The sequence below is a fragment of the Microcoleus sp. LEGE 07076 genome, from assembly GCF_015207455.1.
Lineage (GTDB): Bacteria > Cyanobacteriota > Cyanobacteriia > Cyanobacteriales > Microcoleaceae > Microcoleus.
The window spans coordinates 1-17,698 of record NZ_JADEWV010000078.1 but is presented as its reverse complement, the minus strand read 5'-3'; the positions used below and the strand labels follow the sequence as shown (position 1 = coordinate 17,698).

At 46.5% G+C, this 17,698-nt stretch carries 12 protein-coding genes, 1 tRNA gene and 3 pseudogenes; 5 read left to right on the top strand and 11 right to left on the bottom strand.

Features of this window, described 5'->3' with window-relative positions; all coding sequences use genetic code 11:
- Positions 1-50 precede the first annotated feature (50 nt).
- The 3 genes and pseudogenes from IQ270_RS14815 to IQ270_RS14805 all read right to left on the bottom strand — a co-directional run bounded on the left by IQ270_RS14815 (position 51) and on the right by IQ270_RS14805 (position 4,125).
- Positions 51-1,367 carry a radical SAM protein gene (locus IQ270_RS14815; RefSeq protein ID WP_193973941.1) on the bottom strand — a complete coding sequence of 439 codons (1,317 nt, stop codon included), beginning with the start codon at positions 1,365-1,367 and terminating at the stop codon, positions 51-53.
- Entirely contained in the window at positions 1,364-2,716 is a 1,353-nt protein-coding gene (locus IQ270_RS14810) for a UDP-N-acetylglucosamine 1-carboxyvinyltransferase (RefSeq protein WP_193973940.1), read from the bottom strand. Before IQ270_RS14810 ends, IQ270_RS14815 begins: the two co-directional genes overlap by 4 nt.
- A 573-nt stretch (positions 2,717-3,289) precedes the next feature.
- Positions 3,290-4,125: pseudogene (locus IQ270_RS14805) on the bottom strand (IS5 family transposase).
- Positions 4,126-4,273: 148 nt separating this feature from the next.
- Between IQ270_RS14805 and IQ270_RS14800 the strand changes: the two are divergent.
- From IQ270_RS14800 to guaD, 3 genes and pseudogenes are all read left to right on the top strand, one after another.
- Positions 4,274-4,912: pseudogene (locus IQ270_RS14800) on the top strand (IS5 family transposase); the annotation flags it as partial.
- A gap of 265 nt (positions 4,913-5,177) precedes the next feature.
- Complete coding sequence (locus tag IQ270_RS14795) at positions 5,178-6,206, top strand: aromatic ring-hydroxylating dioxygenase subunit alpha (protein ID WP_193973939.1); 1,029 nt, start codon at positions 5,178-5,180, stop codon at positions 6,204-6,206.
- Between the two features lie 425 nt (positions 6,207-6,631).
- Positions 6,632-7,960, top strand: a complete 1,329-nt coding sequence (guaD, locus tag IQ270_RS14790) for a guanine deaminase (protein WP_193973938.1) — start codon at positions 6,632-6,634, stop codon at positions 7,958-7,960.
- A gap of 387 nt (positions 7,961-8,347) precedes the next feature.
- Here the strand turns inward: guaD and IQ270_RS14785 are convergent, their stop codons facing one another.
- The 8 genes from IQ270_RS14785 to IQ270_RS31075 all read right to left on the bottom strand — a co-directional run bounded on the left by IQ270_RS14785 (position 8,348) and on the right by IQ270_RS31075 (position 16,284).
- Positions 8,348-8,887, bottom strand: a complete 540-nt coding sequence (locus IQ270_RS14785; RefSeq protein WP_193973948.1) for a peroxiredoxin — start codon at positions 8,885-8,887, stop codon at positions 8,348-8,350.
- A 102-nt stretch (positions 8,888-8,989) separates the two neighbouring features.
- Positions 8,990-9,589, bottom strand: coding sequence for a peroxiredoxin (locus IQ270_RS14780; RefSeq protein ID WP_193973937.1), 600 nt, complete (start codon positions 9,587-9,589; stop codon positions 8,990-8,992).
- A 135-nt stretch (positions 9,590-9,724) separates the two neighbouring features.
- A tRNA-Met gene (locus tag IQ270_RS14775) sits at positions 9,725-9,797 on the bottom strand.
- A 138-nt stretch (positions 9,798-9,935) separates the two neighbouring features.
- Positions 9,936-12,362, bottom strand: a complete 2,427-nt coding sequence (locus IQ270_RS14770; protein WP_193973936.1) for a peptidoglycan DD-metalloendopeptidase family protein — start codon at positions 12,360-12,362, stop codon at positions 9,936-9,938.
- A 586-nt stretch (positions 12,363-12,948) separates the two neighbouring features.
- Positions 12,949-13,410 carry a tRNA (cytidine(34)-2'-O)-methyltransferase gene (locus tag IQ270_RS14765; RefSeq protein ID WP_193973947.1) on the bottom strand — a complete coding sequence of 154 codons (462 nt, stop codon included), beginning with the start codon at positions 13,408-13,410 and terminating at the stop codon, positions 12,949-12,951.
- Positions 13,411-13,754: 344 nt separating this feature from the next.
- Complete coding sequence (gshA, locus tag IQ270_RS14760) at positions 13,755-14,906, bottom strand: glutamate--cysteine ligase (RefSeq protein ID WP_193973935.1); 1,152 nt, start codon at positions 14,904-14,906, stop codon at positions 13,755-13,757.
- Positions 14,907-15,269: 363 nt separating this feature from the next.
- Positions 15,270-15,788 carry a DoxX family protein gene (locus tag IQ270_RS14755; protein ID WP_339384173.1) on the bottom strand — a complete coding sequence of 173 codons (519 nt, stop codon included), beginning with the start codon at positions 15,786-15,788 and terminating at the stop codon, positions 15,270-15,272.
- Between the two features lie 16 nt (positions 15,789-15,804).
- Positions 15,805-16,284: an SMP-30/gluconolactonase/LRE family protein gene (locus tag IQ270_RS31075; protein WP_228056376.1), complete on the bottom strand. Its 480-nt coding sequence runs from the start codon at positions 16,282-16,284 to the stop codon at positions 15,805-15,807.
- A gap of 626 nt (positions 16,285-16,910) precedes the next feature.
- On the opposite strand from IQ270_RS31075, the gene IQ270_RS14745 reads away from it, so the two are divergent.
- On the top strand, positions 16,911-17,168 hold the full coding sequence (locus IQ270_RS14745; RefSeq protein WP_193973934.1) for a hypothetical protein: 258 nt from the start codon (positions 16,911-16,913) through the stop codon (positions 17,166-17,168).
- Between the two features lie 28 nt (positions 17,169-17,196).
- Positions 17,197-17,698 (top strand): annotated as a pseudogene (locus tag IQ270_RS31070) (L-dopachrome tautomerase-related protein); the annotation flags it as partial.

Here is a 17,698-nt window from a genome sequence, read left to right as displayed (position 1 = left end):
CAAATTCCAAAGGGCATAAAACGAGATAGAAAGTCGTCTTAAACCTCAATTCAGGTTGTGCCAGCAAGAACTAACTCGGAAAGCACAGTTTCTCGATCGCCAAATTCAAGGCGGTAAAAGTCACGGCGGCTTAAGCCCTCAACCACCTCACTGCTAACGATTTGCCGACACTGTGACAAGAATGTTTCTTCATCCATGTCAGCCCGAAGTTCATGATATGGAGTATATGCCGTAGGCCGCAGACGAGCACCAACTTCCCGCACAAGTTTAAAGGTATATGCAACACCTTCTTGGGTTTGACCTGGCATCCCCAACATGACAAAACAATTCAATTCAACCCCACGTTCGCGACACCAACGCGAAACCTCTCGCAGGTGATTTTCAGTTGTGCGCTTTGCTTTCGGCAAGAGTGCAATAGCCCCTGGATCTAAAGTTTCTAATCCAACACTAATTCGCAGACAACGCGAGCGCGCCATCGCATCAACCAGGGCTTCGTCTAGATGATGAAGTGTTGTACAAGTCTTCCAAGCGTATTTAGCAGGATGGGTTTCAACAGCTTTAGCAAAGTCTAAGACCCAATCGCGCCTGAGCGTAAAAGTGGGAGAGTAAGTTGAGATATAGTCAAACTCATAGAACTGTCGAGCTCGATCGGCATAAGCCAATATTGAAGCCACGCTCCGGCGACGCTCTTTCAATCCTTGTGCTGGCGGTACCAAGCAGTAAGAACAGCCCATCGGACAACCACGTGAGATTGTGATCGGTAATTCACGCCGCCCTGACAACCCACTGAACTCTAAAGTGGCATCCTGATAGAGACGGTTGTATTGATGCCAAGGAACCTCCTGCGGATCGGGAAACGCCCACTCTTCGGCTGGCAAGTAAACGCCTTGTCCCGTGTTAATGTAACCTTCCTCAGAATTGGTGGTGCGTAGGAGCAATCCCGTGATAGCCTGTCGCTGACGTAAACCTGATAACCACTCAACGAATTGTGCAATTCCTGCTTCCCAATCGCCAGACGCTACGATTGCATCGAGTCCATAACGCTGAAAAAATCCAGGAATGCTACTACTAGCCCGACCAAATGTAATGATGCGGGTTCCAGGTGAAATTTCGCGACAGTAGGCGATGAGCGTTTTTATCCCCTGAATCGTATCAAACTCATTGTGAATGGCTAGAACATCAGGCTCTCGGATCAGTTCTCGCGCTACTGCTGCCCAAGTCCAGTTGAGAACTCCAGCATCAACAGTCCGCAGTTCTGAAACACAGGACAGTCTCCGTAGATAGTTACTGGTTTCCCAAAGGGTATTGTGATGTCCAGCGTTAAAATACGTAGGAATATTTGGCGGCCACATTACGAGAACTTTCATGCTAGACCTCCAAAAATAGGTTGAATGTTTGCACCCAAAGCATTGAGTTTTTGTGGTAAAGCCTCATAACCCCGAGCCAAGTGGCTTGTGCCAGCTACCAGGGTTGTCCCCTGAGCAGCCAGCCCTGCCAAGACTAAGGCTGCTGCCGATCGCAGATCGGGCGCATTAACGTTGGCAGCAGATAATGTGGGAACTCCATTGCAATAGAGTGTCCTTTCACGTTGATTGTTCAGCCCACCCATGCGCCTCAACTCAGAGGCGTAGCCAAAGCGATCCTCCCAAATCACCTCTTCCAAACTGCTATGCCCCTCCGCTAGCGACATCAGCACGGCAAAGACAGGACCCATATCGGTGGGAAGTGTCTCAGTCGTCAATGTGGCGGGCTGAAGACGACCTTTAGATGTAACGACTACAGTGTCGGCATTCTCTTCTATGCTGACTCCCATAGAGCGAAAAGCAGCTACCTCAATATCCATGCCTGCAAGCGATGCCTGCTGAAAGTGAACTCGCCCACCTGTAATAGCCACAGCACCGATGTAGGTACTCAACACCTGGGGGTCACTCGGTACAGTGAAATGGGTTCCGTGGAGGGATGGAACACCTTGAATGCGAATATAGCGCGTTCCTTCACCCTCAATTTGTGCTCCCATCGATCGCAGAAAAGAACAGAGATCTATGATGGAGCGCCCCCAGTAAGCACCTTCAATCACCGTCTCGCCACTAGCCAAGACACCTGCTAATAATGCCGTTTTCGTAGCACTAGAGATAAATTTGTTATTTTTCAGTCCATAGCGCGATTTGAGTTGAATATGGCAACCTTTCAGTCCGCTGGCTGGGACAGATGCTTCGATCGTTTCTCCTAAAACAACTTTGGCACCTAGCATCCGCAAAACTTCAGCCATAGGCTCTACGGGACGCAGGCCGATTTTGCACCCGCCTTGATTCCTGGGTAGGCGTACCCAGCCATGACGCACTAGGAGTGTTGGCAGCAAGTAGAGGGTTCCGTGTACCGAGTTGAATGTCTCGACAGGCAGTGAATTCTCTGGATGGACTTGGCGACATGCAAGGTGTAATGTCTTTTCCGTATAATTCACATAAGCGCCCATTTGTGCTAAACACTTACAAAGCACCAGATGATCCAGCATATCCGGGGATTGCTCCAAAATGACAGGATCGTTAGTGAGCAACGACGCCGCAATCATGGTGACAGAAGACACTTTGTTACCCTCAATCGAAACCGTCCCATTCAGACACCGCTGCCCTTGAACAGTCAGGACATCTGGGATAGGAAAGAGTTCAGTATTGTAAGCTTTAGCGTTGAAACTTTTTGTGATAAGTGTTTGTTGCATCAAAGTAGATCCTGGATACGTGAGTATCGAGTGAAGTTTTCTTGTCAACAATGGCTTAGTGGTAAGATTTGAGTATCAAACTTTTAACTTGGTAATTGCTTTAAACTACTCATTTAAACAGTTTTATTAAAATTAAAATTGTTGAAATGCACAACTTTTTAGCAATCGGATATTTTGAAGCTTTAGGTAATAGATACGGTTGCCCAAGTGATTATTGATGCCATTTCTTGCCACAATTTAGATTCATCTTCTTGTGGAAGAGTAACCAACCATTGCATTGTTAAGCCCTTGATTTCATCATTCAGTCAACAGTTAAATGTTATATTGCTTACTCTTATGCCACAACAATAAAAAAACGTGAAAAGTCAGAAGTTTTTGTTTTTTCGCTTGATCGACGGCAAATTCATTGGTAGAGAAACATTTGCATAAATTTAGCAATTTCCGCAAACAAGAAAAAGTCATAAAAAGTCGGAATTTGATGGTAAGAGCCTAGTGCCTGTTTTCAAACTCGTTTGTGGTTATAGTTTAGACCTCTTGCAAAAAAGATATATGTTATAATCAGAAGTTTTAATTTTAATCGGCTAGAGCTAACTCATAATTGTAAATGGCTGACAACAAATTACAACGTAGACCATAACGGCGACGGCGATTCCGATAACGACTCGACAATATTTTAAAAATTTTGAGACTTCGATTAACGTGTTCAATAACAATTCGCTCCTGTGCTAAGACTAGATTGTAGTCTTTTTCTATTTGAGATAGTTTGCCATTTTTAGGCTTTTTTCTAGGGATATAACTATTAGTGTGACAGTCCTTTATCCCTTGATAGCCACTATCTTGTAAGCTATTTGTTTCGGAATGAAAATGAACTTTACTTTTTTTTAAACAAGTTAAAGTCGTGGCAATGCCCTGGTACAAAAGCAGTGCAAATAATTTCTTTTGTTTCTTGATTAATTACCAATTGAGTTTTGAGAGTATGACACTTTTTCTTGCCTGAGTAATATCTCTTCTGTTTTTTTTTGTCGTTCAATAGTTGTTTCTGTGACATCCATCACCACGAATTCTGGATAATCAGAGTCTTTGAGTAATGCCTTTTTCCCGGGAATACGGAACTTTCCTGTTTTCATTAAAGTAGATTCAATATCAGTTACAATTCGGCAAATTGTTGATTCAGATACTCCCCAAGTTGTCCCAATATGAAAATATGTTCGATACTATCTCCAATATTCTAAGGATCCTAAGACCTGTTCAGAGAGAGTTAGGATGGTGCGACGCCCTCTTTTGTCTTTCTGATTTTCTGACTTAAAATTTTCCAATGCGCTAACCATTGCATTCAAGGTTTCAATCTTGACACCAAATCTACGTTGAAATTGATCGGGTTTTAAGTTTAGATAAAATTGATTTTTCATGATTTACTCGTTTTGTAACGACAACAGCACTTTATAGCATTTTATTCTGTTGATAACAAGACAAGAGTGAAAATAAGTTAACAGTTGGTATTCAATCAACTTTCAGCAAAACTTTTCATTATATCATAAAATTATTTTGAAATAGATCTATTTTCATATTGCGACAAATTGGGGAGTATCTGAATCAACCCGAAGCCGAATTGTAATTGACATCGAATCAACTTTAATGAAAACTGGAAAATTCCGTCTTCCTGGGAAAAAAGCATTACTCAAAAACTCTGATTATCCAGCAGTCGTGGCGATCGATGTCACAGAAACAGCTATTGAACGACCCAAAAAAAAGCAGAAGAAATATTATTCAGGCAAGAAGAAATGTCATACCCTCAAAACTCAATAGGTCATTAATCAAGAGACAGGAGCAATTATTTGCACTGCTTTTGGGCAAGGACATTGCCACGATTTTAGCTTATTTAAAAAAAGTAAAATCCATTTTCATCCCGAAACAGATAGCTTACAAGATAGTGGGTATCAAGGCATAAAAGATTATCATTCCAATAGTTATATTCCTAGAAAGAAACCTAAAAATGGGAAACTTTCTCTCTTAGAAAAAGACTACAATCGAGCTCTAGCACAAGAAAGAATTGTTATTGAACACGTTAACCGGAGTCTCAAAATTTTTAAAATCTTGTCGAGTCGTTATCGGAATCGTCGCCGCCGTTATGGTCTGCGTTGTAATTTGTTATCAGCAATTTATAATTATGAGTTAGCTCTAGGGGGATTAAATTGAAAATTTTCTATTATAGCATAGATTTTTTTTGCAAGAGGTCTAATAATTTATATTGATTTATGTTATAGGTGATTGACCGGACATCAACTGACTCAATCAAACAGTAATCCCACGACTGGGCAGTCAGAAACGACCAAAATCTCGATTAACCAGTTTAGTTCAAAATACATTTTTTCACTGTGTACTGTTCAATTCAATACAAAAAACCAGAAGTAGATCCTGTAGATTTCATAGATAAGTAATTCGCTCTTGAAAGAACTTATTAATGATAATTACTGAAAAACTTCCCCGTCATTGTACTTTCAATGAATCAGACTGGAAAATACTTGCCGCATTCTGGTATCCTGTAGCGTTCTCTCACGATATTGTCGATCGGCCTTACGCCGCCCAACTGCTGGATGAGCGACTTGTCTTGTTTCGGGTCTCAGATGGTTCAGTTACCGCAGCTCGCGATCTCTGCTTGCATCGAGGCGTGCCGCTCAGCTTGGGTTCGATAGAAAACGATGAGCTAATCTGTCGCTATCACGGAGTGCGATACAACAAAGCTGGGCAATGCGTTTGTATCCCGGCTGAGCCTGTTGCCGCCATTCCACCCAGGCTGAAACTCAAAACTTATCCGACGATCGAGCGCTATGGCTTAGTCTGGGTTCGCCTTGCAGACAGCGGAGATATTCACTTCCCCGATTTCAAAGAATGGGACGATCCAGACTACATACAGGTGCTGCCGAATTATGTCGATATTAATGCCGCATCAGGAAGGCAAGTCGAAGGCTTTCTTGATGTGAGTCATTTTGCCTTTATTCACGCTGATTCCTTTGGAGAGCGGCACAACCCCGAAGTGCCCGATTACCCCGTTGAAGTGTTGCCGTATGGATTTCGCGCCGATTACGTTAGCACAGTCAGCAATTATCCGCACCACATGAAACATCTCAATCCGTCAGGGTTTAAGTGGAGACGGCTATTTGAACTGTGGCTACCGTTTACCGCCAAGCTATCTGTCACCTTTCCTAACGGTCAACTGCATATTCTCAATGCTGCTTGTCCGGTTTCTGCCCGCAAAACTCGCCTGTTTGTACCAATCTGCCGCAACTTTGATAAAGATGCTCCCTTGCAAGACACGCTTGACTTTAACGATCGAGTTTTTGCAGAAGACAAAGCAATCATCGAACAACAATATCCTGAAGACTTGCCGATCCGTCTTCAAGATGAAGTACATATTGCAGGAGATAAAAGTTCGATTACCTACCGGAAAAAACTCGCAGCTTTGGGATTAAGTCCATCGTTTGCAGCTTAGTTACCTCGACTCGATATTCAAACTATTCTTGTAGGAGCTTTCTACGAACAAAACAGAAGTTGAGGTACGGTTCCAACAGGTATATAGGAGTTGGCAAGTTTTGCTTGCCAATTAGTTTAAGTTTAATTTCTGCCGCACCAATTTCAGAACTAAGATTTTGGCTGGCGTGACAACCTTCATGACGCTCGGATATATGCCAATACGCTCCCTCGGGCCCAACCTACATAAATTTGTTGAGTTTTAGCCTTAACCCAACGGTATTGGGATATATCCTGGTTGTGAATTCAATAGCAGCCACAGACTTAATCCGCAGAACGAATGGGTAGCGGGTTGCTGAGAAACCATTGAAAATTTAAACTTTGATGTTCATTGCTCGATTCATTTTTATGACAGTGAAATTCCATTAGTAAAAGGAGCTCGGGAAGATGACTTTGAAAGCGTTTCGCAGTGCAATTTTAGATTTTGTTGGCGATCCGTTCTACGTGTCAGAATCAGAGAGTGTTCGCTATCTTCCAGACGGATTGCTGGTTTTGGAAAAAGGCAAGGTGAAAGAGCTGGGTGATTACGAGTCACTAAAAGAGCAGTATGCTGGGATTGCGATCGAGTCTTATCCCGATCGCCTCCTCTTGCCTGGATTCATCGATCTGCACATTCATTTTCCTCAAACCGGAATTATTGCCGCCTATGGAGAACAACTCTTAGAATGGCTAGAGAAATATATCTTTCCAACCGAGCATAAATTCAAAGATAAAGCCTATTGCGATCTGGTTGCGCCAATTTTTATCGACCAACTGTTACGCAACGGTACGACAACCGCCGTCGTACTAGGAGCTGTGTTTCCAGAATCAGTAGATGCACTGTTTGAGGAATGCGATCGCAGAAATATGCGCGTGATCGCAGGTAAGGTGATGATGGATCGCAATGCTCCCGATTTTCTGTGCGATACAGCCGAGTCGTCTTACTGCGACAGCAGAGCGCTAATCGAAAAATGGCACTGCAAAAATCGCTTGCTCTATGCCGTCACGCCCCGATTCGCACCAACTTCAACCCCCCAACAGCTAACCGCAGCCCGCCAGCTTTTAAACGAATTTCCTGGTACTTATTTGCACACGCATCTGTCTGAGAACATGAAGGAAGTGGAATGGGTGCAAAAACTGTTTCCAGACAGTCAGGGTTATCTGGATGTTTACGATCGATTTGGCTTGGTGGGAGAGCGATCGATTTTTGCCCATTGCGTTCAATTAACCGATGCTGAATTCGATCGACTTGCCGAGACAAAAGCCACCATTGCATTCTGTCCGACTTCTAATTTGTTCTTGGGTAGCGGATTGTTTAATCTCGAACGGGCAACCGCCGAGCAGGCACCAATTAAGGTTGGTTTAGCCACCGATGTCGGAGCTGGAACAAGTTTCTCATTGTTGCAAACTGCCAGTGAAGCTTACAAAGTGGCTCAACTTCGGCAGCAAAAGCTGTCACCGTTTCAAGCAATGTTCCTGGCAACACTAGGTGGAGCAAGAGCGATCGAGCTGGAAGATAAAATCGGCAATTTTGATGTGGGTAAAGAAGCAGATTTTGTGGTACTCGATCCGCGAGCAACTCCAGTTATGGCATTTAGGAATGAGCAAAAGAATCAGCAGATTGTGCCAACGACAATAGAAGAATTAGGCGAGCTGCTATTCAGTACGATCGTGTTAGGCGACGACCGAACAATTTGTGCAACCTATGTTATGGGCGAACTGGTTTATGCTAAATAAACGCGAAAAGTACCCAGCGTTGACAATTAAGCTGTTTTACATTTAAACAATATGTCAAAAAACAATAAAACAATTGTGGGGTGGGCTGATAGCGGGCCCTGAACATACAATGTTTATTTTTCCGACAGCTTATCAGATCAATTCCTCTCTTCATCGTCCTGTATTCATTTCTCTCTGTGTTCTCTGTGTTCTCTGTGTTATAGGTCCGGTTAAATCACCTGACGATGCAACCGGAAACGATATCACCCAGTGAAATTATTCCAGCTCGTCGAACTCGCGTTATATTAGCCGCGAGCATCGGTTAAACAATCCCAACTATCGGCGTACATCTGCGTGCACCTGCGGTTAAAAGCTCCCAATTAAAACAAGACACTTTTGTTTGTTGTTTTACTTATCGACAGCTTTCAGCAAAGTTTGCACGCTAGCATTGTGGTCAATGAAAGAAAACAAATGCTTAAATAATAGTTTGCCATTTTCATCCAAAACAAACTGAGCGGGCAAAGGAGCACCCAAAGCTTGACCGGTTTTATAAGCCCGAAACACTTTTACGCCCGGATCGCACAGTAGAGGCATTTTCAAGCCTAAATCTCTAACCACAATTTGGCTTTGGCGATCGTCGGTACTTGTAACCATCAATAATTCTATATTGCGATCGGCAAACTGTTCCCAACTTTCATTCAAAGCTTTAATGTGAGGAAAACAAAAGGGGCAATATTGCTTTTCAGTAAAAATTCGGGTAAAAGCCAGAATTACCGGCTTATCGCCCCGATAATTCGACAGCCGCACCAATTTGCCATTATTAATATCCGGCAGTTCAAAATCTGGCGTCCTGTGTCCCAGCGTCAGTGAATTAGTCGCCGGCACCGGCAATAAGTTTTGGAAAAACCGCTGATTTAACAAGCCGCTAAAATCAGTAGAAGTCAGCATATTTCCTAATTTGGGAATGGGGAATGGGGAATTGGGCATTGCACCGAAAGTTTCGAGGGCGGGCACTCACAGGCGCCGCCCCTACAACTCAAAACGATCGAGTTAGACAGCAGCAAAGAAAACCTTAGACTTGACCGGATCTGGAGTCATGGTTTTGTCACCGGGCTGCCAGCCTGCGGGACAAACTTCATCGGGGTGAGACTGGACGTGTTGAATAGCTTGCAGCGTGCGGAGGGTTTCGTCCACGTTGCGGCCGAAGGCAAGATTGTTGATAGTAGAGTGTTGGATGATGCCTTCTTTGTCGATAATGAACAGACCTCTGAGGGCAATGCCGGCTTCTGGGTCGAGGACGCTGTAGTCGGAACTAATTGTTTTTTTGATGTCAGCAACTAAGGGATAGTTGAGGTCGCCGACGCCGCCTGATTTGCGGTCTGTTTGTATCCAAGCCAGGTGAGAGAATTCGCTGTCAACGGATACGCCGAGGATTTCGGTATCGATGTTTTTGAAGTCGTCGTGGCGATCGCTAAATGCTGTAATCTCAGTCGGGCAGACAAAGGTGAAGTCCAAAGGGTAGAAGAACAAAACTACATACTTTTTGCCTTTATAGTCTGACAGTTTAACTGTTTTGAATTCCTGATCCACAACGGCTGTTGCTGCGAAATCGGGTGCAGGTTGACCAACCCGGAGGCATTCACTCGTCATAAATTTTGTTTCCTTTTTTACGAATTTTACGAACTGTTACAAATATATCATACTCGTAACGACTACAAGTATCTTCTAAAAAAATCAAAAAAACACGCTCTCAATTTTGAGAGCGCGGTTTATTTGATCAAATGATGGCTCAGGCGGGATTTGAACCTGCGACCTTGGGCTTATGAGTCCCCTGCGCTAACCACTGCGCCACTGAGCCAAATTCACTTCACGATTTACTATTGTAGCACGGTATGGCGAGCTATGTCGGCTGGGTATTCAACATAATTTATCATGACTTCTAGTAAAAGTTATGAGTTTTGATAATCATTCAAAACCCATAACTTCTGACCAGTCGTTAGCGAGAAGCGCGGGACGCATCGTCGGGCAGAAAAGCCATGGGATTGACGGCACCCTGTCCGGCGGGATGGACTTCAAAGTGCAAGTGCGGCCCGGTACTGAAGCCGGTGCTGCCCATTTCTGAAATCTGTTCGCCTCGATCGACTCTTTGACCCTTTTGCACCAAAATTCGGCTGTTGTGGGCGTAGACCGTTTCTGAGCCGTCTGGATGAGTAATTTCCACCAGATAGCCGTAGCCGCCGTCGTTCCACTCTGCATAGGTCACCACCCCGCCCTCGGCTGCCATAATTGGCGTGCCGATCGGTCCTGCAATATCAATTCCCTTGTGCATCCGTCCCCACCGCCAACCGTAGCCAGAAGTGAGAACGCCCTTAGCCGGCCAAATAAACCCGTTAGCCGACGACGGTTGTTTGCTGCCGTTAGGCAGATAAGTATCAGCGCCCGAAAGCGGAGGTAGTTCTGGAGAAACCATCCGTCCCAAAGACGGGTTGCTCAGGGGGTCGTAACCCTGGGAGCCAAAAGGAGCCGTTGCCACCACAGGCGGTTGCTGAGTAGAGTTCGGCGTGAGGTCGATCGGTTGAAGTTCGGCGGCGCGAGCTGGATCAAAACGCTCTTGCTGCTGCTTCTTAACCTCGTCAGACCAAGCTCTCGAAGGGGGTCTGCTGATTTCGTTCTGCACCGCCCCAGCGTACTCGGGGGTGTAGAGGTCAGGATTGACGCTGGGGAGTTCCTGAGACGGGTTGCCCGATGCGAAAGTCGTCTCCTGTTCCGTTGGAGTCAGCGCCACTGCATTTCCCCCGATCGAATTGCGTTCGGCGCGATATTCTTCTCGCAGCCTGACAACTTCTGCCCTCAAGCGTTCGGCATAAGGGTTGAGACCAGGGCCGCCCGTAGGAAGAGCCTCCGAATTCGACTCAGGTAAAGCGCTAGGGCCAGAGGTATTTAAACCCTGGGGGCTAGTCGGCACAAAGCTGACAGGCTGCGGGTATTCTCCCGTAGCGATGGCGGTAGCAGTTGTACTTGCTGGCTGCTGCAGGGCATTGGTATCAACGGCACCTGTAAATGTTGGTTCGCCTTGAAGCTCCAGCTTTTTGGTGTCGCTAATGGTTTGAGAAATTTGAGTTAGCGGAATGCTATTGATTTTGGGCACCATTGGCGCTGAAATATTGTTCAGGCCTTCCAAGTTCGCCAGGGGAGAGACAATCGGCACTGTTGGCGCGGGCGTTCCAACGCCTGCGTCGGCTATTTCCGGGGCAGACGAGCTGGGGTTCAAAGATGCGGGAACCGAAGCTGCCGAATTGACAGATGTAGAGTTGGATGCCGCATAAGAGGCTGCCGCCTGCACCGCTGGATTATTCGATTCAACTTGGGGAATTTTCAGCCGTTGATTTACATTCAGCAAGTTGGGATTGCCGAGCTTGTTGGCGGAGATCAGCTCTTTGGTGGATACGCCGTAACCTTTGGCGATAGCCAGAAGCGTATCTCCCGGACGCACGCTGTAGATCACCGTTTCCGGCGCGGCGGTGCTGCCTGCGGGGGGGACTACCACAGCCGAAGGCAAACCGGGTGTGACCAGAGACTGTTCAATTGACTCGAATGTTCGATCGGCAGAGCCTGATTGACCGCTCCCGGCATTGGGAATTACAGGTGTGGTACCGAGGTCTGGAATTGCTGTCTGAGTAGGATAGTCCGGGGATGCCAGATTCGGTACAGCAGGTGTAGATGAATTTGTTCCCGCTTCCGACTCCAACAGGGGCCGACCTGATGCTGTGGTGCGGTTTTCCTGTTTTTTCAAACTGTCGATCACCCCGTCTGCGTTCGGGTATTCGATCGAGCTTTGTGCCGGCATCCCCGTCGCCAGCTCGGTCGCTGAAGTTGGCTGCCCCGATCTGGCTGCACCATCCAACGACTCTGAGCCACTCAAATTTAACTTTTGTTCGGGGTCGAGCAACGCAGTATTGCCGGAGTTTTGTTGTGCAGCAGCAGGATCGGTCGGACTTGTGAGTTCTCGGCCAACTTCAATTACGGTATCGGGTTTGATGCCGCTGACAGTTGCTAGTGCCTTCGATTCAACTTCTTCATAGTTCCGAGACAAGTCCCAAAGGGTCTGTCCCTGTTGAACCTTAACCCCTGCCTGTTCGGCCCACGAACCGTCAACTTGTGCCGAGGTAGCGGGTCCATTTGGCGAAACTGGCTGTACTTGAGCGGCGGATTCTGCTGTCGGTGCGAGTTCAGACGCGCGAGCGCTGTCTCCGTTTCTCGTCAGCAGGATGCCTGAAGCACCTACGGATATTGCCAGCCCTAGCGTTGCGAGAGAGCGAACTCTGCCAGTGCTGAGCGTTGTCTGCTTGGACGGTTCTGCTGAACCGTCTCCGTCGATTTCACTAGCCTGAACAGGCTTAATTTGGGGATATGTTCGTTTCAAAAAAACGACCTCCTACTGAGAAGCGCTAACTGTCCTTGGAAACACTCAAGGTTATCTCATGACGCTGAATTTAAATCAACAACCAAAAATATTCTGATTGTTGACAGCTATCATGCTTAGGCAAGATTACCTTGCTTTTTAAATTTAGACAAGCTCGAACGGTGATTAATTTTTTAATTCTCGGTCAAACCTGCTGCAAATACACCCAAAAGCCTTACGCCGCAATAGCTGGAACAATACATAAAATTTGGGTTCGGGTAAGGACACGACTCTCACCTATTATCAGACTGTATGCTAATTTCCGGACAGCATACAACCGTATATTTACTAGATCGATAGCCTTCAGGCACTAGCACGCGATCCCTGCTGGCCTAAACCCCTGAAATCCTGTGTTTTTGCGGCTCAATTATCTTCCCAGTAATTTTGTATTGGTGATAACAATATGTTTTTGGATGAATAAAACATATTAATCAGAGCTATCTACAGTTTCACCGCTTTGATACAAATTTCTTATATTTAAAGCGAGATTTTGCAGCGTGCAGCAGCGATTAAATATCTACATATGTATGTAGGTGTCGATCGTGATTTATCCGAGTTCGCCCAACTGTCGTTTAGCCTCAAATAAACCTACAGCGGCGCTGACAGAGAGGTTCAAACTCCTAACTCCAGGCTGGCTCATGGGAATAAAAACTGTGTCATCGCAGGCATCTAAGACGAATTGGGGAATGCCGACAGTTTCCGAGCCAAACATCAGCCAGTCGCTGGGCTGAAATTGGAATTCGGCATAATTGCACCGCCCGCCAGTGCTGAATCCGATCGATCGCCCCCCTCGTTGTTGGCGACAAGCCAGAAAAGCCGCCAAATCTTCGTGATAGTGGAGGTTGACGTAGGGCCAGTAATCTAAGCCAGCCCGTTTCAGGTAGCGATCGGTAATTTCAAAGCCCAGGGGGCCCACTAAATGCAGTTGGGTGCCTGTGGCAGCGCAAGTGCGGGCAATATTGCCAGTATTTGGGGGGATTTGCGGGTGAATTAAGACAAGTTGGGGCATGAAGCTCATTAAAAGCGCAAAATACAGCTATCGGGCGAGGTAGAAATACAAACCTAAAAGTAGATACAAGTTATAGCCTTTCGAGCGTGACATGAGGTGCTCTCGCGGGCATGGGTCAAACAGGTCATTGGACCGGGCGTGCATACCTCACTTATTTGAGAACCGCTATATAGCTTTTATTTATAACCTCTGCGAAGTGCCATTGATTAAATATTCTGATTTGTTTTTGAGCAGCGCTTGGCAAGTTTTTTTTCACACGAAGATTAAGGCTGTTTGGATTTGTGGCTGAGTACGCACCGCCAGGGGGCGACTCAAAGCCCCCGCGATCGGGAATGGCAGTTTGTTTAGGCTGCTAACTGGGCGCACAAATTGTCTTCGAGCTCCCATTCTTGGTGAGCCATGCCATCAATCCCTTGGAGAATAATACTGCGGGTTTCCAAACCGCCCTCATGCAGCTTCAACCACTGCTGGGCGGTGTTACCTTCTCGGAGAATTTTTTTGAGAGGCGAGAGAAAGCAGCTAAAGCCGCGTTTCTTGGCAAGAGGCCACACCTCCTGGTAAATTTCCTCAATCCAATCTCGTGCCAAAATCTTTCTGCCATCTTGCCAGTGGATGAGTTCGGCATCTAAACTTTGCCGGGATGCAGCAATTTCGTTGGCGTCTGTCAGAGCAACTAAGTCTTGGTTGCGGGTGGCGGCCGGCAAGGTGCTGAGTTGTAAAGGGTCTAAACAGGGGTCTTCCATCATCTGCCAAATGCGAGCTTCTAGCAAGGCAGTGATGGCCAACAAAGCCAGAGGATTGACTTCGAGGTCGCAAATTCTGAGTTCGAGGCGGTTGAGACAGTAGGGGCGCCGATCGCCATTTGGGCGCACAGCAGACCACAAATGGCGCACATTTTGCATCGTACGGAGTTCTAACTGTTCTTCAGTCCACTGGATGTAATGCTTGTGACTTTCAAACAGGGGGACGACGGCGGGAGTTTTGGGAAACAAGCCCCAGCGAGTGGAATGGTAGCCCGTGACTTCGCCGTCGAGAAACGGAGAAGAGGCGCTCAAGGCTAGGTAAAGCGGTGCTTCGACGCGGGCGAGGCGGATGGCGCGCATCAGCAGTTCTGGTTGGGAGATGCCGATGTTGATGTGAATGCTGGCGGTGACGACTTTGGTGCCGTAGGTTTGCTCGATGTACGTGTGGTAGGGGTTGTTGGGATCGGAGCGGTAAAATCGATCGCTCCCGCCGAGAGATAGGGTACTTCCCGGGAGCAAGGTATAGTCGCCCAATTGTTTGAGATACTCGCGCAGCCGGACTCTGGGCTTGACTAGGGCGCACAGCAGGCGATCGTAGCTGCACAGCGGGGCAGTCGTGTACTCCACATTGCGGCTATCAGGCTCCCGGACAAATCCCTCTAAATCGGCGACTATGCGATCGGACAGACCGACAACCTCACCTTCGGGCGTGCCGGTATACATTTCTACTTCAAAGCCTTTTGATAGCAGCACGTTTGTTCCTCAGATAAGTTGAGTGCTAATTTCTAGTATCCCAAAAATTGAGCTGTTCGTACTATCTACCTCGTGGTAGAGTTCAAATTTTTGGCTGCTGGCACTGAAACCAAGTGTTTGGGCGCTAACTTTTTGGGCGATTCACGATCGGGATAGCTGCGCTTAACGCAGGGAGAAGAGTTATACAATAAATTTTACAAATGATGCGAGCATTGCGATCACAACTAGCAACTAACAACTGACAACTGACGTAAATTTGGTTTGTTTCACTCGTTTCTGAATTAGATATTTTCCAGTTTCATCTACTTAGAGCCAGGGCGAAATGCTAATATTTGAAGTTCGCGGAGTGCGAATAATTTACCCTTAAAAAAGGAGAGCATCCAGCGAATAAGCACCAGGCCCTAAAAATGCGATCGCCACCAGCATCAAACAGTACATAAAAGCTTTCTCCCAGCTTGGCGGTTCGCCCTTGCCATTTGGCCCTTCATACTGCCCTTGGGGAATTAAATAGGGATCGCTAGCCACAAAAGGCAACCCTTTGGATAAATCTAAATAAATCGCGAATAGCATAGAACCGAGAATCGGCAGACTTGCTAATAGCGTAAGAAATCCCACAATCAGACAAACTCCGCCAGCCAACATGGAAGCTGCTGAGAGAAAGCACAGAAACAGCGGCATTTTCATAGCATCAGACCACTCTCGAAGATGTGTTATTTTTGGGTAGCCGTGCAGTACAAATAGCCCGCCGACACCAACTCTCAGCAACAAAAGTGCCCAGCCGAGAATGCCGGTCGGAAACACAGGATTGAGTGAACTGAGCAGTTTGAAACTTAGTTCTGGTAGATGAGGTGAAACTTGAGCGAACAGCAGCGCGATCGCCACAGAGCAAATTTGTAAATCATTTTGTCATTTCCAGTCGATTGAGATATTCTAAATAGGACATCATTAAACATCTATTAGACTTCTGTTCCAAAAGCTTGTAAAAAATAGGCATCCTGCCTGTTCCACAAGAATTATGGGAGTGGTCTATTGCAGATTGCCAGAACAGCTTTATTGACACCCGCGAGTGTTGAGATCGATCGCATATAAAGATGTGCCAGCAGCAATCAAAAGGCGATCGCGCACTCTTGACTACCAAGTCATTGGGGCTGTTGAGGCGCGATCCTCGGTAGCGATCGACCAACACCTGCCATTCGCCGCTGTGTTCGCGCCGGACGATCGCCCGCAAACCCGACGAACACGAGACAAGGCGACCTTCGCGATCGTGGTAATTGCCGCTTTGATAGTCGGAGGGGTCGCGCAAAACGCTCATTCCCTCGCGGGGACTCCAGCGCAGCAAGCGATTGCCGTGAGCGTCGCTCCACGCTATCATCTTCATGAAAATAAACCGGGCCTTCGCTCCAAACTGCGCCGCTGGCAACCTTCTGGAGTGAAGCATCAGGGCGCAAAAGCGATTTCAGGCGATCGTCATAAATATTGATGACTTCAGACATTGATATTTTATATTATTTTTAACGTTCTTCTTATCCTTAAACAACGATGGCTCAAATACTAATCAGTCTTTTGATATAAATTAAATCTCATCCATGCGATCAAGATAAACAAAACATCAATAATGTAAATTTGAACCCATGAAAATCTCTAAAAAAGCTACTTTCTCAATTAACTAGAGAAATTGCGAACTGGTACTGCAAAACCCAGTTTTTCAACCAAAACACTTGCTGAAAACTTAGAGTTCGGTAAACAAAACAGGCTTCTTTGCGGGCTGTGCAAGTTTTTTCAACAATTGACAGCAAACAACTGAGATTTGACAGTTACCTCGGACTCAAGCGCCAAGAGATTGTCAGCGAAGGAAATGAATTTTTCCTTGCAGCCTACAGGAGGAGCTTTCACACCCATTTTTTATTGTAAATAGCAATAGGATGGCAGAGATTTTTTAGATACCAATCAACCTCAAATTTTCTGCTTCTTTAAAATTTTCAAACTCTCAATAGGATTAGTGCAATGGCGAACTTAGCCGCAACCAAATTTATGGCCGCTGTGCCTTCACTGCCGGCAGACAAATCTGCTGGCAATTTAGGGCTAATAACGCTATTCGAGGATGCCATGCCGCTCGGGGTTGCGGTATCGAAGCAAGGGCGAATTTTTATCAGCTATCCCCGGCTGGTTGACGATGTAGAATTCACCGTTGCGGAACTCAAACAGCCGCTAGAAAAAACGGCAATCCTGTTCCCTATCCCAATGCAGAAATCCACAAGTTAGATTTAGCTTCGCCCTCAGAAAAGTTGCTGTGCGTGCAAGGGATGACCATCGACGCGCGCGATCGCCTTTGGCTGTTAGATCATGCAAAAATCAAGCAAAATTCAGTCCCCCCGGCGGCCCGAAACTGGTGGGAATTGACCTGGAGGGCGATCGTATTGTCAAGAAAATTCTGTTTCCCGAATCCATCGCCTCAGCCAATTCTACCTTGAATGACCTGCGCGTCGATTTGCGCTGGGGAGAGGATGGAATTGCCTTTATTACTGACTGATCGGAAGAAGGGGCTAACGGCATTGTTGTCGTAGATTTAGCCACCGGAAACAGTTGGCGCAAACTCAACGATCATCCTTCAACTAAACCAATTCCCGGCTTTTTGCCCGTAGTCGAAGGTCAACCGATGATGGTGCGGCATCCAAACAAACCGGCCAAGCACATTCACACCGGCAGCGATGGCATTGCCCTCAGCGGTGACGGTAAAACACTGTTCTATTGTCCCCTAGCAAGCCGGCACGTTTACAGCGTCAGTATTGAAG